General features: G+C 65.7%; 19 protein-coding genes. 3 read left to right on the top strand and 16 right to left on the bottom strand.

Annotated features, from left to right (window positions below; genetic code table 11):
* The first annotated feature begins 50 nt into the window (after positions 1-50).
* Positions 51-287, top strand: coding sequence for a hypothetical protein (locus GNH96_RS05570; protein WP_169602761.1), 237 nt, complete (start codon positions 51-53; stop codon positions 285-287).
* Here the strand turns inward: GNH96_RS05570 and ribA are convergent.
* The 7 genes from ribA to GNH96_RS05535 form a co-directional block, all read right to left on the bottom strand.
* Entirely contained in the window at positions 255-1469 is a 1215-nt protein-coding gene (ribA, locus tag GNH96_RS16235) for a GTP cyclohydrolase II (RefSeq protein WP_169602760.1), read from the bottom strand. The two genes, GNH96_RS05570 and ribA, sit on opposite strands and share 33 nt — an antisense overlap.
* 134 nt (positions 1470-1603) lie before the next feature.
* Positions 1604-3643, bottom strand: coding sequence for a thioredoxin domain-containing protein (locus GNH96_RS05560; protein ID WP_169602759.1), 2040 nt, complete (start codon positions 3641-3643; stop codon positions 1604-1606).
* 139 nt (positions 3644-3782) lie between these two features.
* On the bottom strand, positions 3783-4910 hold the full coding sequence (locus tag GNH96_RS05555) for a sodium ion-translocating decarboxylase subunit beta (RefSeq protein WP_169602758.1): 1128 nt from the start codon (positions 4908-4910) through the stop codon (positions 3783-3785).
* Positions 4911-4923: 13 nt separating this feature from the next.
* On the bottom strand, positions 4924-6720 hold the full coding sequence (gene oadA / locus GNH96_RS05550; protein ID WP_169602757.1) for a sodium-extruding oxaloacetate decarboxylase subunit alpha: 1797 nt from the start codon (positions 6718-6720) through the stop codon (positions 4924-4926).
* 11 nt (positions 6721-6731) lie between these two features.
* The gene (locus GNH96_RS05545; protein ID WP_267313391.1) at positions 6732-6956 is read right to left on the bottom strand and encodes an OadG family protein; all 225 of its coding nucleotides are present in this window, start codon (positions 6954-6956) and stop codon (positions 6732-6734) included.
* A gap of 181 nt (positions 6957-7137) precedes the next feature.
* A complete protein-coding gene (locus tag GNH96_RS05540) occupies positions 7138-7431 on the bottom strand; it encodes a hypothetical protein (RefSeq protein ID WP_169602755.1) in 294 nt (97 codons plus the stop codon).
* A gap of 39 nt (positions 7432-7470) precedes the next feature.
* Positions 7471-7761: a cellulose binding domain-containing protein gene (locus GNH96_RS05535; protein WP_169602754.1), complete on the bottom strand. Its 291-nt coding sequence runs from the start codon at positions 7759-7761 to the stop codon at positions 7471-7473.
* Positions 7762-8147: 386 nt separating this feature from the next.
* Between GNH96_RS05535 and ispG the strand changes: the two genes are divergently transcribed.
* Positions 8148-9371, top strand: a complete 1224-nt coding sequence (ispG, locus tag GNH96_RS05530) for a flavodoxin-dependent (E)-4-hydroxy-3-methylbut-2-enyl-diphosphate synthase (protein WP_169602753.1) — start codon at positions 8148-8150, stop codon at positions 9369-9371.
* 6 nt (positions 9372-9377) lie between these two features.
* Here the strand turns inward: ispG and GNH96_RS05525 are convergent, their stop codons facing one another.
* A complete protein-coding gene (locus GNH96_RS05525; RefSeq protein ID WP_169602752.1) occupies positions 9378-10196 on the bottom strand; it encodes a ferritin-like domain-containing protein in 819 nt (272 codons plus the stop codon).
* A gap of 34 nt (positions 10197-10230) precedes the next feature.
* Complete coding sequence (gene acnB / locus GNH96_RS05520; protein ID WP_169602751.1) at positions 10231-12807, bottom strand: bifunctional aconitate hydratase 2/2-methylisocitrate dehydratase; 2577 nt, start codon at positions 12805-12807, stop codon at positions 10231-10233.
* 134 nt (positions 12808-12941) lie between these two features.
* Between acnB and GNH96_RS05515 the strand changes: the two genes are divergently transcribed.
* Positions 12942-13898 (top strand): histone deacetylase family protein, encoded by a 957-nt coding sequence (locus GNH96_RS05515; protein WP_169602750.1) that lies wholly within the window; start codon positions 12942-12944, stop codon positions 13896-13898.
* Here the strand turns inward: GNH96_RS05515 and GNH96_RS05510 are convergent.
* The 7 genes from GNH96_RS05510 to accD are packed head-to-tail and all read right to left on the bottom strand — an operon-like array spanning position 13895 to position 21644.
* A complete protein-coding gene (locus GNH96_RS05510; protein WP_169602749.1) occupies positions 13895-15223 on the bottom strand; it encodes a UDP-glucose dehydrogenase family protein in 1329 nt (442 codons plus the stop codon). The two genes, GNH96_RS05515 and GNH96_RS05510, sit on opposite strands and share 4 nt — an antisense overlap.
* A gap of 46 nt (positions 15224-15269) precedes the next feature.
* Positions 15270-16451 carry an O-succinylhomoserine sulfhydrylase gene (locus tag GNH96_RS05505; protein WP_169602748.1) on the bottom strand — a complete coding sequence of 394 codons (1182 nt, stop codon included), beginning with the start codon at positions 16449-16451 and terminating at the stop codon, positions 15270-15272.
* Between the two features lie 11 nt (positions 16452-16462).
* A complete protein-coding gene (purF, locus tag GNH96_RS05500) occupies positions 16463-17971 on the bottom strand; it encodes an amidophosphoribosyltransferase (RefSeq protein WP_169602747.1) in 1509 nt (502 codons plus the stop codon).
* Positions 17972-18015: 44 nt separating this feature from the next.
* On the bottom strand, positions 18016-18540 hold the full coding sequence (locus GNH96_RS05495; RefSeq protein ID WP_169602746.1) for a CvpA family protein: 525 nt from the start codon (positions 18538-18540) through the stop codon (positions 18016-18018).
* 3 nt (positions 18541-18543) lie between these two features.
* Positions 18544-19374 carry an SPOR domain-containing protein gene (locus GNH96_RS05490; RefSeq protein ID WP_169602745.1) on the bottom strand — a complete coding sequence of 277 codons (831 nt, stop codon included), beginning with the start codon at positions 19372-19374 and terminating at the stop codon, positions 18544-18546.
* Positions 19359-20663: a bifunctional tetrahydrofolate synthase/dihydrofolate synthase gene (gene folC / locus GNH96_RS05485; RefSeq protein WP_169602744.1), complete on the bottom strand. Its 1305-nt coding sequence runs from the start codon at positions 20661-20663 to the stop codon at positions 19359-19361. The genes GNH96_RS05490 and folC overlap by 16 nt, the downstream gene beginning before the upstream one ends.
* A gap of 3 nt (positions 20664-20666) precedes the next feature.
* The gene (gene accD, locus GNH96_RS05480; protein WP_169602743.1) at positions 20667-21644 is read right to left on the bottom strand and encodes an acetyl-CoA carboxylase, carboxyltransferase subunit beta; all 978 of its coding nucleotides are present in this window, start codon (positions 21642-21644) and stop codon (positions 20667-20669) included.
* Positions 21645-21650 lie beyond the last annotated feature (6 nt).

The raw sequence follows: 21650 nt of genomic DNA, 5'->3' as shown, positions 1-21650 counted from the left end.
CCCGCGCTACGGAACGGCTTCGACCTCACCGATGACCGGAGGACATGCCGATGACCACGCCCATCGCAAGCCGCCTGCACAAGGCCAAGACCTTCCTGGTGCTGTGGGGCTGCGGCTGGAAACGCCGAAAGCTCCCCTCAGCAACCTCATACCGCATCGAATGGCAGGACCCCGCTTCCGGCGCCTGGTATGGCGACCGGACCGCCCTGCGGCTGTTGAAAGTCCAGGCCTTGGCGCCCTATGACCGGCCAGAGTCAACCGGCGGGCGTTATTGCCGGCGCTTCTGAGCCATCGATGCGCAACGGGCCGTACACGACCAGATCCCGACCCAGCGGCTGACAGCCGCAGTCGGCGATCCTGGCGGATTCCAGCCCGGAACCGCCGGTCCCGGTTTGGCCCCGAAACTGGGGCACGACGGTGATCACGCAGTAGTCCGCCAGCGCACCCTCGAGGAAACGGCCGATCAAGCCTGCATCGCCGTCGACCAGGAGGGAACGCACCCCGAGACCGAGGATCGCCGCCAACGCTGCCGCAAGGTCGATGTCGCCTCGGGCGTCCGCGGGTACCGCAACGACATCACCGGCGGTTGCCGGCGTGCCGGCCAGGGCGAGCCTCACCGGCGCTTTCGAACCATCGTGCCAAGCGAGCCGCAGCGCCGGCCCGGCCGGTTTCAATACCGCATCATGAGCGGCCCGCAGGGCAGCGGACAGCTCGCACGCCTCCGGCCCGGAAACCTGCGCGTCCCCTCCGCCCAGGCTCTGGGCGTGACTCAGCGTCACGAACGGCCGGCCGGGCGAAAGCGGGCCTTCAGCCAGGCGTTCGAACAGGGCAGCGAGGAACGGAAAACGGGGCCGCTTCCGCTCGAACGAGAGCATATGCGACATTTTCTCGACCTTGGCCCGGAGGTAACGGACGTTCTCCGGATGACTGGGCGCCTCGATCGGCACCCGAGCGCCGATGGGTATACCGTAGCGGCGCAGTTCGTCCAGCTTTTTGGGATTGTTGGTCATCAGCCGAACGCTCTTCACGCCCAGGTCTTCCAGGATGCGCGCGGCCACGTAATAGTCGCGCTCATCGGCCTGATGGCCCAGGCGCAGATTGGCCTCCACCGTATCCAGCCCCTCGTCCTGGAGGTTATAGGCCCGCAGCTTTTGCACCAGGCCGATGCCGCGCCCTTCCTGGCGCAGATACAGCAGCACGCCGCAATCCGCCTCACCGATTGCGCTCAGCGCCAGATCGAGCTGTTCGCCGCAGTCACAGCGGCGGGAACCGAACACGTCGCCGGTCAGGCACTCGGAATGGACGCGGGCCAGCACATTCTCCCTCCCCCTGACCTCACCTTTCACCAATGCCAGATGCTGCTTGTCGTCCTGGGCGCCGCCGTAGCAGTGGATGACGAAATCGCCGAAGCGGTTGGGAAGACGGGTGCTGACGAGCGCGTGAACGACGGAGGAAGTCCGGGTTTTCATGCAGGCGGTGAATTCCGAAAGAGTGCGGCTGAGCGGCGCTGGAACCGACGATCCGAGGCTTCGCTCAAGATGAAAATCTACGCTTATACACAAGTTTGGCAATGCATGCCAAGCGCATGGGCCTAGACGTGGGATCAGCAGGCCGACAAGATGTCATTCAGCGCCTCGAGGGACGCCGCCGGTGGCGCGCAGACCCGCCCGCGGCAGACATAGGCCAGCGGCCCGCTCGAACCCGGAACCCGTGCCGCCAGTTCCGGCGGCAGCCCGTCCGCATCGGCGGGAATCGCATAGACGAGGGCATCGGGACAAGCTTCGAGCGCCCGCATGCGCCACGGGGCCAGCGCCTCGCCTTGGCCCCGCAGGATGACCAGCGGCGGCGGGGTGAGCCATTCCCGCGCCGCATTCATCAAAGCGCCGTGGGCATGGGGGTACTGGGCCATCGCCCGCCGCGCCGCCCTCAGGCCCCGTTCGGCCGCATCGGCATAGCGCAGGTCCCCCGTCAGGCCGGCGAGCCGGATCAGCGCGCGGATCGCGACGCCGTTGCCGGACGGCATGGACTCGTCCATCCAGGGCTTGGGACGCTGGATGAGCGCTTCGTGATCGGCCGAGGTAAAGAAGAACCCGCCGTATTCGGCATCCTCGAAACGCTCCAGCAACCGGTCCGCCAAGTCGGCCGCCCAGTCCAGATCGTCCGTGCGCCAGTGCGTCTGCAGGCGTTCCAGCGCCGCATCCAGCAGGAAGGCGTGGTCGTCGAGATAGGCATCGAACCGTGCCCGCCCGTCCTTGTAGACCGACATCAGCCGGCCATCGACGTCCATGGTCCGGCGCACGAACTCGAAGGCCCGGGCCGCGGAGTCCTCGAAATCGTCCCGTCCCAGCAAACGCCCGGCCACGGTCATGCCCCGGATCATGAGGCCGTTCCAGGAAGCGATGACTTTGTCGTCCCGACCGGGCCACACCCGCTGATCCCGCATGGAAAGCAAGCGGGCGCGAGCCGAGGCCAGGAGCCTTGCGGTCTGGTCCGGGGATTTCCCCACGGCGCCGGCGACGGCCTCCAGCGGTTCGGCCACGTGCAGATGCCAATGACCCTCGAAGTTCGGGGTCTCGTCCAGGCCATAATGGCGGGAAAACACCGCGTACTCGTCCTCGGTGAGCAGCGCCCGCACTTGCAGGCGATCCCAGACGTAGAACCTGCCCTCCTCACCCTCCGAATCCGCGTCGAAAGCCGCGTAGTAGCCGCCTTCCGGGGACTGCATCTCGCGGATCACCCATTCGGCGGTTTCGATCGCGACGGCGGCGTAGGCCGGATCGCCGGTGTGCGCCGCCATCCTGGCATACAGCTCAAGCAACGGACCGTTGTCATAGAGCATCTTCTCGAAATGCGGAATCTCCCAGCGTTCGTCCACCGAGTAGCGGGCGAAGCCGCCGCCGAGGTGATCGTAGATGCCACCGCGAGCCATGCCGTCGAGCGTCGTGCGAAGCATCTCGAAACCCTCGCCATCCGAGTGCAGCAGGAATTCGAGATCGGCTGTGTGCGGGAACTTGGGTGCGGAACCGAATCCGCCGTGGACGGGATCGAAGTTTGTCCGCAGCGCATGCCTCGCCCGCGCCAGCAGTTCGGCATCCGGCAGCTCAGCGCCGTGGCCTTCACGGCCCATGGCCGCCAGAGCCTCGCGCAACACCTGGCCGTTCTGGGCAAGGTCGCCGCGGTGCTCGGCATAGAAGGCGGCCAGCTGGTGCAGCACCGAGACGAAGGCCGGCATGCCATAGCGCGGTTCCTTGGGGAAATAGGTGCCGGTGAAGAACGGCACCAGATCGTGCGGATTCAGGCAGACCGTGAGAGGCCAGCCCCCGCCCCGCCGCGAGAGCATCTGGTGGACGGTCTGATAGATGCGGTCGAGATCGGGCCGCTCTTCGCGGTCCACCTTGATGTTGACGAACAGACGGTTCATGACTTCCGCCGTCGCCCCGTCCTCGAACGATTCGTGCGCCATGACATGGCACCAGTGACAGGCGGAATAGCCGATCGACAGCAGGATCGGCCGGTCGGAACGGCGGGCCTCCTCCAGCGCCTCCGGCCCCCAGGGATACCAATCCACCGGATTGTGGGCGTGCTGCAGCAGATAGGGACTGGTCTCGCCTTTCAGGCGGTTGGCGTGCTGTTGGTTGCGCATGCGCGGCCGGCGTTTCGGATGAGGGGAATGGCCCAAGTGTATCAGCTCCCCGCCTTTTCCGAGTATTCCGCTAGGAATAAAGCGGGTTTCAGGCGCCGTTTTCAGCGGCATCCCGTGCGCCCGGAAGCGGAAACGCCGTTTACTGCACCAGCGCCAGCAGAACGCCCGCGGCCACGGCGGAGCCGATCACGCCGGCCACGTTCGGTCCCATGGCATGCATCAGGAGGAAGTTGTGGGGATTGCTCTCCTGGCCCACCTTGTTGGCCACCCGTGCCGACATCGGGACGGCGGAGACACCGGCCGCGCCGATCAGGGGGTTGATCTGGTGCGAAGTGAAGCGGTTCATCAGCTTCGCCATCAGCACCCCGGAGGCCGTGCCGAAGCCGAAGGCGATGGCGCCGAGCACGAGGATCCCCAAGGTCTCCGGCCGGAGGAAGGCATTCGCACTCAGCTTGGAGCCGACCGAAAGCCCCAGGAATATGGTGACGATGTTGATCAGCTCGTTCTGGGACGTTTTGCTCAGCCGTTCGACCACGCCGCATTCGCGCATCAGGTTACCCAGGCAGAACATGCCGATCAGGGGCGCGGCCGACGGCAGCAGCAAGGCGGTCAGGATCAGCAACACGACCGGGAAAATGACTTTCTCGGTCTTGCCGACGACGCGCAACTGGGTCATCTCGATCAGACGTTCTTCCGGCGTGGTCAGGGCACGCATGATCGGCGGCTGAATCAGCGGCACCAGGGCCATATAGGAATAGGCCGCCACGGCAATGGCCCCGAGCAGGTCGGGTGCCAGCCTGGAGGCGACGTAGATGGCGGTTGGACCGTCCGCGCCGCCGATGATGGCGATGGCCGCGGCATCCTTGAAGCTGAACTGCAGGCCGGGTACCAGGTTCAGCGCCAGCGCGCCGAACAGGGTGCCGAAGATGCCGAACTGGGCAGCCGCTCCCAGCAGGAGTGTCTTGGGATTGGCCAGCATGGGGCCGAAGTCGGTCATCGCTCCCACGCCCATGAAGATCAAGAGCGGAAATATCCCGGACTTGATGCCGAAATAGAGATAGGACAGCAGCCCTCCCTCTTCGGCGATCCCGGCCACGGGAATGTTGCTGAGCACCGCGCCGAACCCGATCGGCAGCAGCAGCAGAGGCTCGAAGCCCTTGCGGATGGCCAGGTAGATGAGCAGGAACCCGACCGTCATCATGACGACCTGTCCCCACTGGAAATTGGACAGGCCGGTGCTGCTCCACAATTCGACGAATCCGTTCATGGATCGGCCCGCCTCAGCCCAGAGTGACCAGCACGTCGCCGGTGTTGACGGTATCGCCCGGCTTCACGGCGATGCCCACCACGACGCCGCCGCCGCGCGCCCTCACCTCGGTCTCCATTTTCATGGCCTCCATGACGACGACCACCTGACCTTCGGCCACCTTCTGCCCTTCCGTGACATTGATGCGCAGCACATGTCCCGCCATCGGCGCGTTGACCGATTCGCTGACGACCTGGGAAGCGAGAATCTGTGCCGCCGTGGACGGCGAAGCGGCGCCGGTCACCGGATTGATCGCCCCGATGGCGCCGCCCGGAGCCACCTCGACCCGATAGCTGCGGCCGTTGACCGTGACCGTGTACAGCCTGGCCCCATCGGGCGACACCGCCTCGCCGGTCACCGCGGCCACGGGAGCGGCAGGCTCGGCGCCGGGTGCCGGCTCGAAGGCCGCCGGATTGCCCCGATTCTGCAGGAAACGCCAGCCGACCTGGGGAAACAGGGCGTAGGTCAGCACGTCCTCGACCTGCGGGGAGGAAAGCTTGATGCCGTGCTCCTTGGCCAGGCGCTTCAATTCGTCCGTCAGCTTCTTGAGCTCGGGCTCCAGGAGATCGGCGGGGCGGCAGGTGATCGGCTCGTCGCCTTTGAGCACACGGGACTGCAGTTCGGCATTGACCGGCGCCGGGGTGGCGCCGTATTCGCCCCTCAGGACACCGGCGGTTTCCTTGGTGATGGTCTTGTAGCGCTCCCCTGCGAGCACGTTGAACACGGCCTGGGTACCGACGATCTGCGAGGTCGGCGTCACCAGCGGAATGAAGCCCAGATCCTCGCGGACCTTCGGAATCTCCCGCATCACTTCGTCGAAGCGGTCCAGCGCGCCCTGCTCCTTGAGCTGGCTCTCCAGGTTGGTGAGCATCCCACCCGGCACCTGCGCCACCAGAATGCGGCTGTCGACACCCTTGAGGCTGCCCTCGAACTTGGCGTACTTCTTTCGGACCTCGCGGAAATAGGCCGCGATTTCCTCCAGCAAGCGGATATCGAGACCGGTGTCACGCTCGCGCCCCTGGAAGATGGCCACGACGGCCTCGGTGGGGCTGTGGCCATAGGTCATGCTCATCGACGAAATCGCCGTATCGACGTTGTCGATACCGGCCTCGACCGCCTTCACGATGGCTGCCGTGCTCAGCCCGGTGGTCGCATGGCACTGCATGTGGATCGGCACGCCGACTTCCTGCTTGAGGCGGCCGACCAGCTCTTCGGCGACGTAAGGCTTGAGCAAGCCCGCCATGTCCTTGATACAAATCGAATGGGCGCCCATGTCCTCCAGGCGCTTGGACAAATCGACCCACATGTCGATCGTGTGCACCGGGCTGACGGTATAAGAAATCGCGCCCTGAGCATGCTTGCCCATGGCGACCGTGGCGCGGATGGCTTTTTCGAAGTTGCGGAGGTCGTTGAGCGCGTCGAAGATGCGGAACACGTCGACGCCGTTCTCAGCCGAACGCTCCACGAATTTTTCCACCACGTCGTCGGCGTAATGGCGATAGCCCAGCAGGTTCTGGCCCCGCAGCAGCATCTGCAGGCGGGTGTTCGGCAGGGCCTTCTTCAGGGCCCGCAGGCGCACCCACGGATCTTCACCCAGATAGCGGATGCAGGCATCGAAGGTCGCACCGCCCCAGGCTTCCAAGGACCAGAATCCGACCTTGTCCAGCTTGGGACAGATCGGCAGCATGTCCTCAAGACGAAAGCGGGTGGCCAACAGGGACTGATGTGCATCGCGCAGGACGACGTCAGTAATGCCCAAGGGGGTTGCCATGCAAAAACTCCTTAGAATGTGCCTTGCTTGTTTTGATAGCGGTGGATCGCAGCCGTGATCGCAGCGACGATTTCCGCCTCGTCCTCACCCCCGACATTCCTGACGGGTACGGTGCTCGCCGGCTTCAGCACGATCGGCTCCTCCGGCGAATAACGGCCGAGCAGCCGCGACGTCGCGTGGATGACTCCCACCAACAGCGCCAGAAACAGGAACACGATGGTCATGCCGATGAGCATGAGCCTGCTCCCGGCCAGCAAGAGCTCTGGGATCGACGATTCCATGCGGGAAATTTCAGGTTTGCGAAAAAACGCCGGAATGATAAAGCGCTCCGGCGGGAAAGTCGAACTACGCCGCCGGTGCGGTCCACCTCCGCGCTTCGACGGCACATCAGGGGAAGGGTGAAAAACTCGCTTCGGTTCAGCGATTGAGCTGAAGCATGTTCTGGTCGTCCCTGGAGCCACGCTGCTCTTCGTACCGCTGCTGCGGCTCCTTCGGTTTGAGCGTGAGCTTGGCGATGCCGGTCCAGCCGGCCATGAACATCAGCATTGCGATCGACGATACCGTCACCGACGCCGTCAGCCGGTCCGGGCGTTTCGCCCAGAACAACACCCACTTGGGCTTGATCAGGCTGATGATCATGCCGATGACGAAAAAGACGGCGGCGAATGCCACCAGAATTCTTAAGAGCATCACCTTGGTAGCCAGGTCCATACGCACATCCTCGAAACGAGTCATTCGGGAAAACCGCGATTAAACCGGATTCGGTGAATCCGCGCCACTCGCTCTGCCCATGCCGGACCCGGTCAGCGCGCGGCAGTCTTCGAAACGAGCCGCTCCGCCCACCGGTATCGCCCGGTTCCAGCCGTCGCCGTCGACCGTCAGCGCAGCACCGGCCTGACAAACGGCGTTCCGCACTCGGGTCACCGTTCCCTCGACCGGCAGGGCGACGTGCCAGACCTTGTGAACCCGCGCCGTGTTCTGCACTTCGACATGGGCGCAGTCGCTTGTCTCCGAGTCCGTCGCGGAGGTCAGGACCGCCATCAGGCCGGCGCCCTAGGGGGAAGCTCGATGGCGGGATCAGCCGCGCCGCCAGGCAACGCACGACCGCCGCCCGCCATTCCCCCGGAAAAATCATCGCCGTGAACAGCACCAGACCTGGGATTCCTGCGTCATGACCCGCGCAGGAACGAGATGTCATCCGGCCCCACCGGAACGGCGATGCCGATGAGGCCAAGGCCGTGCCAAGCTGGCGCAGCCCTTGTCATGCATGCGCCACAGCGCATCAGCAGGGGCCGGAAACGGATTCTTCGATGGCTTCGGGCGACAGGATTCGGGGATTGACACCCGAGTAAGGAACTAGGAAATTAGTCGGACACGCGTCAACTGGTAAAATCGCCCAGTCAATTCCCCATCTCTTCAGGTAACGCATGATGAATCGCAAACAGACTGTCGGCGTGCGCGTCGGTTCGGTACAGATCGGGGGCGGCGCGCCCATCGTGGTCCAGTCCATGACCAACACCGACACCGCCGACGTGGCGGGAACCGTTCGCCAGGTGATCGACCTGGCCCGGGCCGGTTCGGAACTGGTGCGCCTCACCGTCAACAACGAGGAAGCCGCGGAAGCCGTGCCGCGCATCCGCGAGGAACTCGATCGCCAAGGCTGCAACGTGCCGCTGGTAGGCGACTTCCATTTCAATGGCCACAAGCTGCTCGAAAAATACCCCGCCTGTGCCGAGGCGCTGGGCAAGTTCCGCATCAATCCGGGCAACGTCGGACGCGGCTCCAAGCGCGACCCGCAGTTCGCCCAGATGATCGAATTCGCCTGCCGCTACGACAAGCCGGTCCGCATCGGCGTCAACTGGGGCAGCCTGGACCCGTCGGTGCTGGCCCGTTTGCTCGACGAGAACGCCCGGCTCGCCGAGCCCCGCCTCCTGCCCGAAGTGATGCGCGAAGCCGTGATCACCTCGGCGCTGGAAAGCGCGGAAAAGGCGCAGAGCTTCGGCCTGGCGAAGGACCGCATCGTGCTGTCGTGCAAGATGAGCGGGGTGCAGGAGCTGATCTCCGTCTACGAGTCCTTGTCGAGCCGCTGCGACTACGCCCTGCACCTGGGGCTGACCGAGGCCGGCATGGGCTCCAAGGGCATCGTCGCCTCCACCGCCGCGCTGTCCGTGCTGCTGCAGCAGGGCATCGGCGACACCATCCGCATCTCGCTCACCCCCGAACCCGGCGCCGACCGCAGCCTGGAAGTCATCGTCGCCCAGGAAATCCTGCAAACCTTAGGTCTGCGCTCGTTCACCCCCATGGTGATCTCCTGCCCCGGCTGCGGCCGCACCACCAGCGACTATTTCCAGAAACTGGCCCAGCAGATCCAGTCGCACCTGCGCCACAAGATGCCCGAATGGCGCAAGCGCTATCACGGGGTGGAAGACATGCACGTCGCCGTCATGGGCTGCGTGGTGAACGGCCCGGGCGAGAGCAAGAACGCCAACATCGGCATCAGCCTGCCCGGCAATGGCGAACAACCGGTCGCGCCGGTGTTCGAGGACGGCGTCAAGACGGTGACGCTGAAGGGCGACCGCATCGCCGAGGAATTCCAGGAACTGGTCGAGCGCTACATCGAATCCCACTACGGAAGCCGGGCCGAAGCCTGAGCCGCCTCAACTCTCCGCAGCAGGCGCCGCATCAACGTCCAAGCGTTCGAGTTCACGCGCACTGAACCCCGCGCGCCGGCGGAGTTCGGCATTGAAAGGTCCTCGGACCTGGCCGCGCATATGGCGCCGCACCAGGGAAAAATACTCCTCTTCGGGATCGACGCCGCGCTGCCCGCAAAGCCACCGGAACCAGTGCGAGCCCAGGGCCACGTGGCCGACCTCGTCGTGGAGGATGCGCTCGAGGATGGCGACGCTCCGTTCGTCGCCGACCTGCCGCAGCCTCTCGATCATGCCCGGCGTCACGTCCAGCCCGCGTGCCTCCATGAAGCGCGGCACCATGGCCATGCGGGCCGCGGCATCGTAGGCGGTGTCCTCCGCGAGGCTCCACAACCCGCCGTGGGCCGGCAGATCGCCGTAATCGGCGCCGAGTTCCCTCAGCCGCTGCCGCACCAGCGCGAAGTGCTCCGCCTCTTCCGCCGCCACCCTCGACCAATCGCGGTAATAGCCTTCCGGCAGCCCGCGGAAGCGGTAGAGATGATCCCAGGCCAGTTGGATGGCGCTGAACTCGATGTGGGCCACCGCGTGCAATAGCGCCACCCGGCCCTGGAGGGTGTTGATACCGCGACGCGGCAGATCGCGCGGATCGACCCGCGGCGGGCGCTCCGGGAAACGGGCGAAGCCGATCGGCAGGGGCTCGCCTTCGGCTCCGAAATCAAGCTCGCCGGCCAGACAGGCCTGCCAAGCTTCGCGGGACAATGCCAGCTTGGTGTCGATGTCGGGCGAGCCGAGGCAGCGCTCGGCATACGCGTATCCGTTCCCGGTCATGCCCACCGCCGCGACGAATCCCTGCGATCCGCCCTCAAGCCGCTTCCACGGCCTTCACCGCCGCCGCCCGCTCGGCATAAGCCGGCGTCTGGTCGAAGTTCAGGTAGCGGTAGGTATCGGCCGCGGCCTCATCGATCTTGCCGGCATAAGCCATGTATTCCTCCACGCTCGGAATCCGGCCCAGAATGGAACAGACCGCTGCCAGTTCGGCCGAAGCCAGGAACACCTGGGCACCGGCGCCGAGGCGGTTGGGAAAGTTGCGGGTGGAGGTCGACACCACCGTGGCATTGTCGGCCACCCGCGCCTGGTTGCCCATGCACAAGGAACAGCCGGGCATCTCGGTGCGGGCGCCGGCCTTGCCGTAGGTGGCGTAATAGCCTTCCTCGGTGAGCTGAGCCTGGTCCATGCGGGTGGGCGGGGCGATCCACAACCGGGTCGGGGTGGGTTTGCCGAAAGCTTCCAGCAGCCTGCCGGCGGCGCGGAAGTGGCCGATGTTGGTCATGCAGGAACCGAGGAACACCTCGTCGATGTGGGTGCCGGCGACCTGTGACAGCGGCTTGACGTCGTCCGGATCGTTGGGGCAGCACAGCAAGGGCTCGGTGATCTGGTTCAGGTCGATCTCGATGATTTCGGCGTATTCGGCGTCCGCATCCGCCTCCAGCAACTGCGGATCGGCCAGCCAGGCTTCCATCGCATCGATGCGCCGCCGCAGGGTGCGCGCGTCGCCGTAGCCTTCGGCGATCATCCAGCGCAGCAGGGTGATGTTGGAATGCAGGTATTCTTCGATCGGCGCCTTGTTCAGCTTGATGGTGCAGGCCGCCGCCGAACGCTCGGCGGAGGCGTCGGCCAGCTCGAAGGCCTGTTCGACCTTGAGATCCGGCAGTCCCTCGATTTCCAGGATGCGGCCGGAGAACACGTTCTTCTTGCCCTGCTTCTCGACCGTCAGCAAGCCCCGCTGCAGCGCCGCATAGGGAATCGCGTGCACCAGATCGCGCAGGGTGATCCCGGGCTGCATCTCGCCCTTGAAGCGGACCAGCACGGATTCCGGCATGTCCAGCGGCATCACCCCGGTAGCGGCGGCGAAGGCCACCAGCCCGGAACCGGCGGGGAATGAGATGCCGATCGGGAAGCGGGTATGCGAATCGCCGCCGGTACCGACGGTATCCGGCAGCAGCATGCGGTTGAGCCAGGAATGGATGATGCCATCGCCCGGACGCAGGGACACGCCGCCGCGGTTCATGATGAAATCCGGCAGGGTATGGTGGGTCTCGATGTCGACCGGCTTGGGATAGGCCGCGGTGTGGCAGAACGACTGCAACACCAGATCGGCCGAAAAGCCGAGGCAGGCCAGATCCTTGAGCTCGTCCCGCGTCATCGGGCCGGTGGTATCCTGCGAGCCCACCGTCGTCATGTGCGGTTCGCAGTAGGTGCCGGGGCGGATACCGGCCACGCCGCAGGCCTTGCCCACGATCTTCTGCGCCAGGGTATAGCCCTTGCCAGCATCGGTCTGCGCCTTGGGCCGGCGGAAGACTTCCGAAGGCGGCAGGCCCAAAGCCCTGCGGGCGCGGTCGGTGAGGCCGCGGCCGATGATCAGGTTGATGCGCCCGCCGGCCCGCACTTCATCCAACAGGATGTCGCTCTTGAGCGCGAACCGGCACAGCTCGGCGCCGCTACCGTGGCTCCGCACCACACCCTCGTACGGGTAGATGTCGATCACATCGCCCATCTGCATGGCGGTGACGTCGCATTCGATGGGCAAGGCGCCCGAGTCTTCCATGGTGTTGAAGAAGATCGGCGCGATCTTGCCGCCGATGCAGACCCCGCCCTGTCGCTTGTTGGGCACGTGGGGAATGTCCTCGCCGATGAACCAGAGCACGGAATTCGTGGCCGACTTGCGCGACGACCCGGTGCCGACCACGTCGCCCACATAGGCCACCGGGAAGCCTTTGGCCTTGAGTTCGGCGATCTGCGCTTCGGCATCGTAAATCCCCTCGCGCGGCACCTTCAGCATGGCCTTGGCGTGCAGCGGGATGTCCGGGCGCGACCAGGCGTCCTGGGCCGGCGACAGGTCGTCGGTATTGGTCTCGCCGGCCACCTTGAACACGGTCACGGTCAGCTTCTCGGGCACCTCCGGGCGGGAGGTGAACCATTCGGCTTCGGCCCAGGAACGCAGCACGGCCTGGGCATGGACGTTGCCGGCTTCCGCCTTGACCTGCACGTCGTGGAAGGCGTCGAACATGAGCAGGGTGCGGGACAAGCCGTGAGCCGCCACCGGGGCCAGCGCCGGATGGTCCAGCAACTCGATCAGCGGCGCGACGTTGTAGCCGCCCAGCATGGTGCCGAGCAGCTCGACGGCCTGCCTGGGCGACACGATCGGCGAAACCGCCTCTCCCCGGGCGACGGCCGCCAGAAAACCCGCCTTCACGTAAGCCGCCTCGTCCACCCCCGGCGGCACACGGTTGCTCAGGAGATCGAGCAGAAACGCCTCCTCGCCGGCGGGCGGCGCCTTCAGCAGTTCCACCAGGGCGGCGGTCTGTTCGGCGGTCAGCGGCTTGGGCACGACACCCTGTGCGGCACGTTCGGCCACGTGCTCTCGGTAGTGGGTCAGCATGTTCGAACCTTGAGATGGTGATGGAAAACGACCCCGCCCTCCTCGCGGCCAGCCACCGGGAGAATTCGAATTCGTGCGGGAAACATGGGAGGCTATTATAGGGAATAACCTCCCCGAAACGGCACGCGCAGACAATGACGACGCTCTATATCAGCCATCCGGTCTTTCTCCGCCATGACACCGGCCCCGGCCATCCGGAAGGTTCGGTGCGCCTCGCCGCCATCGAGACCGCCCTGGCGGCGCCGGAATTCCAGGGCCTCCGGCGTCTGCAAGCACCGCGCGCCGAAATCTCCCGGCTCGAACTGGTCCATGCCAAGGGACACATCGAACGGGTGTTCGCCGCGATTCCGCAGACCGGCCATCACTTCGTCGATGCCGATACGGTGGTCTCGCCCGAATCCGGTGAGGCCGCCCTGCACGCGGTCGGCGCGGTGTGCCTGGCCGTGGATCAGGTGATGGGCAAGCAAGCGCGCAACGCCTTCTGCGCGGTGCGCCCGCCGGGACATCACGCGGAACCGGACGCGGCCATGGGCTTCTGCCTGTTCAACAACGTCGCCATCGCCGCCGCCCATGCCCTCGCCAACCACGGGCTGCAGCGCGTCGCCATCATGGATTTCGACGTGCATCACGGCAACGGCACCCAGGCCGCCTTCAGGCGCAACCCGGCGGTCCTGTATGTCTCGACCCACCAGTATCCCTGGTATCCGGGGACGGGCAGTGCCAAGGAAACCGGCGTCGGCAACCTGGTCAACATCCCCCTGCCCGCGGGCACGGGCTCCGCGGCCTACCGCAAGGCCGTCACGGACACCGCGCTGCCCGCCATCGACCGCTTCCGGCCCGAACTCATCCTGGTGTCGGCCGGCTTCGACGCCCACCGCGACGACCCGCTGGCCGGCCTCGCGCTCACCGAGGACGACTACGCCTGGATCACCGCGGAACTCATGAAGCTGGCGGACCGCCATGCCTGCGGGCGCGTCGTGTCGGTGCTCGAAGGCGGTTACGCCCTTGAGGCCCTGGGCCGCAGCGTCGCGGCCCATGTCCGGACACTGCTCCTGCCCAGCCCGGGCGCCCTCGCAGCGGCGGCAGCCTAGGCCGTGCCTCGCCCGATGGCGAAATAGTCGAAGCCCTGCGCCTTCATGTGCGCGGGATCGTAGATGTTGCGGCCGTCGAAGACCGCGGGACGCGTGAGGGTGTGCCTGATTTCGTCGAAATCGGGGCTGCGGAACACGTTCCATTCGGTGACCACCGCCAGCGCATCGGCGCCCTGCAGGGCCGATTCCGGCGAATCGCACAGGATCAGGTCCGCCCGCTCGCCGTAGAGGCGATGCGCCTCCTCCCTCGCCACCGGGTCGAAGGCGCGTACTTTCGCTCCCGCCCGCCACAAGGCTTCCATCAGCGTGCGGCTGGGCGCTTCGCGCATGTCGTCGGTGTTCGGCTTGAAGGCCAGTCCCCAGACGGCGATGGTCCTGCCGGCCAGATCGCCGCCGAAATAGGCGCTGATCTTCTCGAACAGCTTCTCCTTCTGGCGGTCGTTCACCGCTTCCACCGCCTGCAATAAGGGGGCGGGATAGCCGACGTCACGGGCGGTGCGCTCGAGCGCCTTGACGTCCTTGGGGAAGCAGGAACCGCCGTAACCGCAGCCGGGATAGATGAAGTGGTAGCCGATGCGCGGATCGGAGCCGATGCCGACGCGGACCTTCTCGATGTCGGCGCCGAGCCGCTCGGCGAGGTTGGCCAGCTCGTTCATGAAGCTGATCTTGGTGGCCAGCATGGCATTGGCGGCGTACTTGGTCAGCTCGGCGGAGCGGATGTCCATGCACACCATGCGGTCGTGGCTGCGGTTGAACGGGGCGTAGAGCGCGCGCAGCAGTTCGGTGGTGCGCGGGTTGTCGGTGCCGACCACGATCCGGTCCGGCTTCATGAAATCCTCGATGGCCGCGCCCTCCTTGAGGAATTCCGGATTGGAGACGACGTCGAACTCGATGGCGGCCCCGCGCCGGGCCAGCACCTCGCCCACGGCTCCCCGCACCTTGTCCGCCGTGCCCACCGGCACGGTGGATTTGTTGACGATGACCCGGTAGTCGCGCATCCGCTCGCCGATGCTGCGCGCCACGGCCAGCACGTACTGCAAATCGGCCGAGCCGTCCTCGTCAGGCGGGGTGCCGACGGCGATGAACTGGAACAGGCCATGGCTCACGCCGAGGTCGACGTCGGTGGTGAACTGCAGGCGGCCGGCCGCCATGTTGCGCTTGATGATGGTGTCGAGGCCCGGCTCGTAGATCGGCACCTCACCCTGGTTGAGACGCTGGATCTTGCCCGCGTCGATGTCGATGCAGACGACGTCGTTGCCGACCTCGGCCAGACAGGCGCCGGTGACCAGGCCGACATAGCCGGAACCAAAGATGGTGACTTTCATGCGGTTTCCTTAAAGAAGCGAGAAGGGAGGGATACGAAAGACCGTCTCAAGCGAAACGGGCCAGATCGGCCTGAATGTCGGCAAGGCTCTCCAGGCCGACGGCGATGCGGATCAGCCCGTCGGCGATGCCGGCGGCGGCCCGGGCTTCCGGGCTCAGGCGGCCATGGGTGGTGGTCGCCGGATGGGTGATGGTGGTCTTGGCATCGCCGAGATTGCCGGTGATCGACAGCAGCCGGGTGCTGTCGATCAGCCGCCAGGCGGCTTCCTGCCCGCCCTTCACCTCGAAACTGACGATGCCGCCGAAGCCGGACTGCTGGCTGGCGGCGAGTTCGTGCTGGGGATGGCTGGGCAGGCCCGGGTAATGCACCCGCTCCACCCAGGGCTGCGCCTCCAGCCAGCGGGCCAGACCGAGCGCGTTCTCGCAGTGGGCTTTCATCCGTAGACCCAGCGTCTCCAGGCCTTTGAGGAACACCCAGGCGTTGAACGGGCTCATCGCGGGACCGCCGGTGCGCAGGAAGGGATAGATTTCGGCATCAAGCAAATCGCGCCCGCCGACGATGGCGCCGCCCACACAGCGGCCCTGACCGTCCAGGTACTTGGTGGCCGAATGGATCACGATGTCCGCGCCCAGGGCCAGCGGCCGCTGCAAGGCCGGGGTGCAGAAGCAGTTGTCCACCACCAGCAGGCAGCCGCGGGCATGGGCGATTTCGGCGAGCCTTGGGATGTCGGCGATTTCGGTGAGCGGATTGGACGGGGTCTCCAGAAACAGGAAACGGGTCTCGGGCCGGATGGCCGCCTCCCAGCCTTCATCATCGGTGAGGCCGACGAACGTCGTGGGCACCCCGAACTTGGCCAGGTAGTTCTGGAACAGCATGGTGGTGTTCCCGAAAACGCCGCGCGAGCACACCACGTGATCGCCTGCCTTCAGCAGCCCGAACGCCGTGCTGGCGATGGCGGCCATGCCGGAACCGACGGCGATGCAACGCTCCCCGCCCTCCAGCGCGGCGAGCCTTTCCTCGAAGGTGCGCACCGTGGGGTTGGTGAAACGCGAGTAGATGTTGCCCGGCGCCTTGCCGGCGAAGCGCTCGGCGGCCTCGGCGGCACTCCGGAATACGTAGCTGGAAGTGGCGAAGATCGGCTCCGCGTGCTCCTGCTCCATCGTCCGCCGCTGCCCGGCGCGCACGGCCCGGGTTTCCATGGCGAATTCGTTCCAGTCCAGATCGTCCACGGCCCTCTCCTTTAGACGGTGTTGTAAAGATCGATGGCCGTCGCGCCGGCTTCCCGCAGGGCCTTCGCCCCGTCCGAGCGGTGCTTGCTCAGACGGTCCAGATAGGCCTGGTCGATGTCGCCGGTGACGTAGTCCTTGTCGAAGCAGGACGTGTCGAATCGGGGGATGAACGGGTTGCCCTTCTGCACCGATTCGATTAGATCGGCCAGGTCCTGGTAGACCAGCCAATCCGCGCCCAGCTCTTCCCGCACTTCCTCGTCGGTCCGGCCGTGCGCGATCAGTTCCTCGACCGCCGGCATGTCGATGCCATAGACATTGGGGTAGCGCACCGGCGGCGAGGCCGAGGCGAAATAGACCTTGCGGGCGCCGGCGTCGCGGGCCATCTGGATGATCTGGGTCGAGGTGGTGCCGCGCACGATGGAATCGTCCACCAGCAGCACGTTCTTGCCCTTGAACTCCAGATCGATGGCATTGAGTTTCTGTCGCACCGATTTCTTGCGCAGGGTCTGGCCAGGCATGATGAAGGTGCGCCCGATGTAGCGGTTCTTGATGAAGCCTTCGCTGTATTTCACCCCCAGCCGGTTGGCGAGCTGCAGCGCAGACGTTCGGCTGGTGTCCGGGATGGGGATGACCACGTCGATGTCGTGCTCGGGGCGCTCCCGGAGAATCTTGTCGGCCAGCTTGTCGCCCATGCGCAGCCGGGCCTTGTAGACGGAGATGTCGTCGATGATGGAGTCCGGCCGGGCGAAATAGACGAATTCGAAGATACACGGCGAATACACGACGTGTTCGGCGCACCGCCGGGTATGCAGGGTGCCGTCCTTCTCGATCAGGATCGCCTCGCCCGGCGCCACGTCCCGGACCAGCTCGAACCCCAGCACGTCCAGCGCCACGCTCTCGGAGGCGATCATGTATTCCTTGCCGTCATTGCCGTCGCGCTCGCCGAACACCAGGGGACGAATCCCGTGCGGATCGCGAAAGCCGACGACGCCGAAACCGGTGATCATCGCCACTACGGCATAAGCGCCGCGGCAGCGCCGGTGCACCGCGGAGACGGCGCGGAACACGTCGTCCGCCGACACCCGCAGCTTGCCGATCCCCTGCATTTCGTGGGCGAAGACATTGAGCAGGACTTCCGAATCCGAATCGGTATTGATGTGGCGCTGGTCCTGCCGGAACAGCTCACGCTTGAGCGTTTCCGCGTTGGTCAAGTTGCCGTTGTGGGCGAGCGAGATGCCATACGGCGAATTGACGTAGAACGGCTGGGCTTCGGCGGTGCTGGAACAGCCCGCCGTGGGATAGCGCACATGGCCGATACCCATCGAGCCCTTCAGCTCGACCATATGGCGGGTGTGGAACACGTCCCGCACCAAGCCGCTTTCCTTGCGCAGATGCAGCCGCTCCCTTTCGCAGGTCACGATGCCGGCGGCGTCCTGGCCGCGATGCTGAAGCACGGTAAGCGCCTCGTACAATTCCTGGTTGACTTCATCGTTGGAAACGATACCGGCAATTCCGCACATAGCCTGAACCTGTAAAGCAATTAGAGCAATGGAACGAGGGGGTGTTAAGGATAGGCCACTTGGCCTGCGATTTCAGCCGGCAGCAGCGTCTTGATCCACAACGCCATGGACTGGAACGGCGGGATCAGGCGCGACTCCCGCCACCACGGGTCCCTGGGCAGCGGCGTGAACCCGGCCAGGAGCACCAGCACCGAGACCAGCAGCACGCCGCGCGCCAGCCCGAACACCAGCCCGGCCAGCCGGTCGGTGCCGCCCAGCCCGGTGCCCGTCACCAGCCGCCCGAGCAGAAAAGCAGTGAGGCCGCCCGCCATCAGGCTGACCAGGAAGATCGCGACGAAGGCGGCGCCGAGCCGCAGCGAGGGCACCGAGATCAGGTTCTCGAGATGGACCGCCAGGTCCTGGCTGAACCGCAGCCCCAGCCAGATCGACACAGCCCAGGCTGCCAGCGAGAACACCTCTCGCACCAAGCCGCGGACCAGCCCGACCAATGCGGACAAGCCCATCAACGCGATGATGAGATAATCGGCCCAGGTCAGATCACCCGCGACCGCCGTGCCCTGCGGAAACATCGCCTAGCGGGCGCGGGACGGCACCAGATAGCCGCGGATGCCGGCGACCGATTCGAGTTGGCGCAGCGCCTGCTCGGCCTTGGCCTTGTCGGGCTCCGGCCCGATCCGAACGCGGTAGGTCACCTTCCCGGTGCTGCCGCGGACGGTTTCGGCATAGGCCGACAACTTGTTCTGGCGCAGTTTTTCGACCAGCGCCTTGGCATTGGCCTCCTCGACGAAGCTTCCCGCCTGCACCAGCCAGACCGAAGAACCGGCGGCCGGCGTCGCGAGCGGCGCGTTTTCCGGCTTGCGGACCGGAGGCTCGGCCGGCATCGCCTTCGCCTGAGGCTTGTTCGCCTTTTCGGTCGGCGGCTTGCTCTCGGCCGGCGGAGCGGTTGCGGCGGGCATTTTCTTCGGTGCGGCCGGCTTCGCCGTGGGTTTGACCGTCGGCGCCGCTTCCGCAGGCGACATGTCCTCTTCCACCCATGCGTCGGCCGGCGCTTCCTCCGGTTCGGCGGTCTGTCCGGGTTTCTCCTTCTGCGGCGCCGCTCCGCGTTTCGCTGCCGGCGAAGGCTGGGCCGCGCCTTCCCCACCGGCACCGTTTTCGCCGCCGGTGATCGGAATGATGCGGTGCGCCCCTTCGGCTTCCACGGGTTCGGCCGTCGCGACCTCGTCAACCGAGCGCGGCAGCTCCACCGGCTGCTCCTCCATATCCTTCGGCATCGGCGGAATCTCGCCCACTTCCGCACGGGAAGGCTCATCCGGTTTCTCGTCGAACAGCATGGGCACGAAAATCACGGCGAAGGCGACGATGACCGTTGCGCCGATCAGCCGCCGTTTCAACTGTTCATCCATACATTTCCTCGGACATTGAGCGGATTTGCTTCGATTCGGGCCAGATACTCGGCGACCAGGAAAAAGGAACCGAACACCAGAATGATGGATTCATTCTCGGCATTTCGATGCACCCTTGCAAACGCCTCGGCGGCGTCGGCAAACCCCTGATGCACGCCTTCCACGCCGAGCCCGGCGAAAACCGGCATCAGGATGTCCGGCGTCGCAGCCCGCGGCAGCTGCAGGGGCGCGAGATACCAGTCGTCGACCAGATCGCGGATGCACCCGACCACGCCGCGGATATCCTTGTCGCGCATCATGGCGAACACCGCGTGCACCGGGCGCTCCCGCTTGAACTCCCGCAGGAACTCCGCAAGCACGCGGACGGCATGGGGATTGTGCGCCACGTCGAGCAGCACGGTCGGCTCACCCTCCAGTATCTGGAACCGGCCCGGCAGATAGATGTTCGCGAGCCCCGACCGGACGGCCGCCTCCGTCACAGGGAGCCGCGGCCTGATGGCCTCGATCACCTGCAGCACCGCGGACATGTTGAAATACTGATGGTCGCCCCGCAGGCACGGCTCGGGCAGTGCCGCGTGGGTTTCCCCACGCCCGTACCAGGTCCAGCTCGTGTCCTCGCGCCGGAAGGAAAAGTCGCGCCCTTGCAACAGCAGCTCGGCGCCGATCTCCTCCGCATGCCGCAGCACCGTGGCCGGCGCATCGGGGTCGCCCAGGACGCACGGCCGTCCCGGCCGGAAGATGCCCGCTTTCTCCTGCCCGATGGCTTCGCGGGTCAAACCCAGCCATTCCTCGTGATCGATGCCGATGCTGGCGACCAGCGCAGCGTCGGCATCGACGATGTTGACGGCATCGAGCCGCCCGCCGAGGCCGACCTCGAGGATCTGCACATCGAGTTCGGCGCGGCGGAAGATGTCCAGCGCCGCCAGCGTGCCGAACTCGAAGAAACTCAGCGTGGTATCACCGCGCACCGCTTCGATCCGCTCGAACGAAGCGCAGATGGCCGCGTCATCGACCGGTATTCCATCGATGCAGATGCGCTCGTTGTAGCGCAGGATATGGGGCGAGGTGTAGGCGCCGACACGGTAACCGGCCCGGCGCAGGATGGTATCCAGCGCCGCGACGCAGGAGCCCTTGCCGTTGGTGCCGCCGACGGTGACGGTGAAGGGCCGGTCCCGGGCCGGGTTGAGCGCGCGGTACACCCGGCGCACCCGCTCCAGGCCGAGATCGATGACCTGCGGGTGTAGGGTTTCCTGCCAGGACAGCCACTCCCCGAGAGTCGAGAAGCGCATCGGCTATTCGGCTTCCGGATCGTCCACCGGCAACGCGGAAAGGTAACGGGCCAGCTCGGCCTCGCCGCCTGTCTCCCCGATCGCGGGAGACGCGGGCTTCTGCACGGCGGGAGCAACCGCCCGGCCGTCGCGGGTCATGAGGCTCAAAAGCGCGGCGATGCGCTCACGCAGGTCGCGCCGGTCGACGATCATGTCGATGGCACCGTGTTCGAGCAGGAACTCGCTGCGCTGGAACCCTTCCGGCAATTTCTCCCGCACCGTCTGCTCGATCACGCGGGGCCCGGCGAATCCGATCAGGGCACCCGGTTCGGCGATATTGACGTCGCCCAGCATGGCGAAGCTCGCCGAAACCCCGCCCATGGTCGGATCGGTCAGGACCGAAATGAACGGAATCCTCGCCTTGGACAGGCGTCCCAAGGCAGCGCAGGTCTTGGCCATCTGGAACAACGACAGCAGCGACTCCTGCATGCGGGCGCCGCCGCTGGCGCTGAAAACCACGAAGGGGGCTCCATGCTCCAGACTGTGATTCACGCCGCGCACGAAGCGCTCGCCGACCACCGAACCCATGGAGCCGCCCATGAACTCGAAATTGAAGGCTCCCGCCACGATGGGCCGACCCAGCAGCTGGCCGGCCACCACGATCAGCGCGTCCTTTTCGCCGGTCGCCTTCTGTGCCTGCAACAGACGGTCCTTGTACTTCTTGCTGTCCTTGAATTTCAGGGGATCCTGAGGTGCCAGATTGTCGCCGACTTCCAGCCTGTTGCCCGGATCGAGAAACAGGTGCAGCCGCTTGCGGGCCGTAATGCGCATGTGATGCGAGCACTTCGGGCACACTTCGAGATTGCGTTCGACTTCCGACCTGTAAAGGATGGCGTTGCAATTCGGACATTTGCACCACAGCCCCTCGGGCACGGTGCCCTTGGTCGAAGCCTCGGTGCGGATCTTGGAAGGAACGAGTTTATGGAACCAGCTCAAGGTCATGATTTC

Origin of the sequence: Methylococcus geothermalis, from assembly GCF_012769535.1 — a bacterium.
GTDB lineage: Bacteria > Pseudomonadota > Gammaproteobacteria > Methylococcales > Methylococcaceae > Methylococcus > Methylococcus geothermalis.
Note: the sequence above shows the minus strand (reverse complement) of the source record. Positions and strands in the feature narration are given on the sequence as shown.

Coding starts and splice junctions, on each gene's coding strand:
- GNH96_RS05570 (WP_169602761.1), top strand. CDS start 51: ATGACCACGCCCATCGCAAGCCGCCTGCACAAGGCCAAGACCTTCCTG.
- ribA (WP_169602760.1), bottom strand. CDS start 1,469: ATGAAAACCCGGACTTCCTCCGTCGTTCACGCGCTCGTCAGCACCCGT.
- GNH96_RS05560 (WP_169602759.1), bottom strand. CDS start 3,643: ATGCGCAACCAACAGCACGCCAACCGCCTGAAAGGCGAGACCAGTCCC.
- GNH96_RS05555 (WP_169602758.1), bottom strand. CDS start 4,910: ATGAACGGATTCGTCGAATTGTGGAGCAGCACCGGCCTGTCCAATTTC.
- oadA (WP_169602757.1), bottom strand. CDS start 6,720: ATGGCAACCCCCTTGGGCATTACTGACGTCGTCCTGCGCGATGCACAT.
- GNH96_RS05545 (WP_267313391.1), bottom strand. CDS start 6,956: ATGCTCATCGGCATGACCATCGTGTTCCTGTTTCTGGCGCTGTTGGTG.
- GNH96_RS05540 (WP_169602755.1), bottom strand. CDS start 7,431: ATGGACCTGGCTACCAAGGTGATGCTCTTAAGAATTCTGGTGGCATTC.
- GNH96_RS05535 (WP_169602754.1), bottom strand. CDS start 7,761: ATGGCGGTCCTGACCTCCGCGACGGACTCGGAGACAAGCGACTGCGCC.
- ispG (WP_169602753.1), top strand. CDS start 8,148: ATGATGAATCGCAAACAGACTGTCGGCGTGCGCGTCGGTTCGGTACAG.
- GNH96_RS05525 (WP_169602752.1), bottom strand. CDS start 10,196: ATGACCGGGAACGGATACGCGTATGCCGAGCGCTGCCTCGGCTCGCCC.
- acnB (WP_169602751.1), bottom strand. CDS start 12,807: ATGCTGACCCACTACCGAGAGCACGTGGCCGAACGTGCCGCACAGGGT.
- GNH96_RS05515 (WP_169602750.1), top strand. CDS start 12,942: ATGACGACGCTCTATATCAGCCATCCGGTCTTTCTCCGCCATGACACC.
- GNH96_RS05510 (WP_169602749.1), bottom strand. CDS start 15,223: ATGAAAGTCACCATCTTTGGTTCCGGCTATGTCGGCCTGGTCACCGGC.
- purF (WP_169602747.1), bottom strand. CDS start 17,971: ATGTGCGGAATTGCCGGTATCGTTTCCAACGATGAAGTCAACCAGGAA.
- GNH96_RS05495 (WP_169602746.1), bottom strand. CDS start 18,540: ATGTTTCCGCAGGGCACGGCGGTCGCGGGTGATCTGACCTGGGCCGAT.
- GNH96_RS05490 (WP_169602745.1), bottom strand. CDS start 19,374: ATGGATGAACAGTTGAAACGGCGGCTGATCGGCGCAACGGTCATCGTC.
- folC (WP_169602744.1), bottom strand. CDS start 20,663: ATGCGCTTCTCGACTCTCGGGGAGTGGCTGTCCTGGCAGGAAACCCTA.
- accD (WP_169602743.1), bottom strand. CDS start 21,644: ATGACCTTGAGCTGGTTCCATAAACTCGTTCCTTCCAAGATCCGCACC.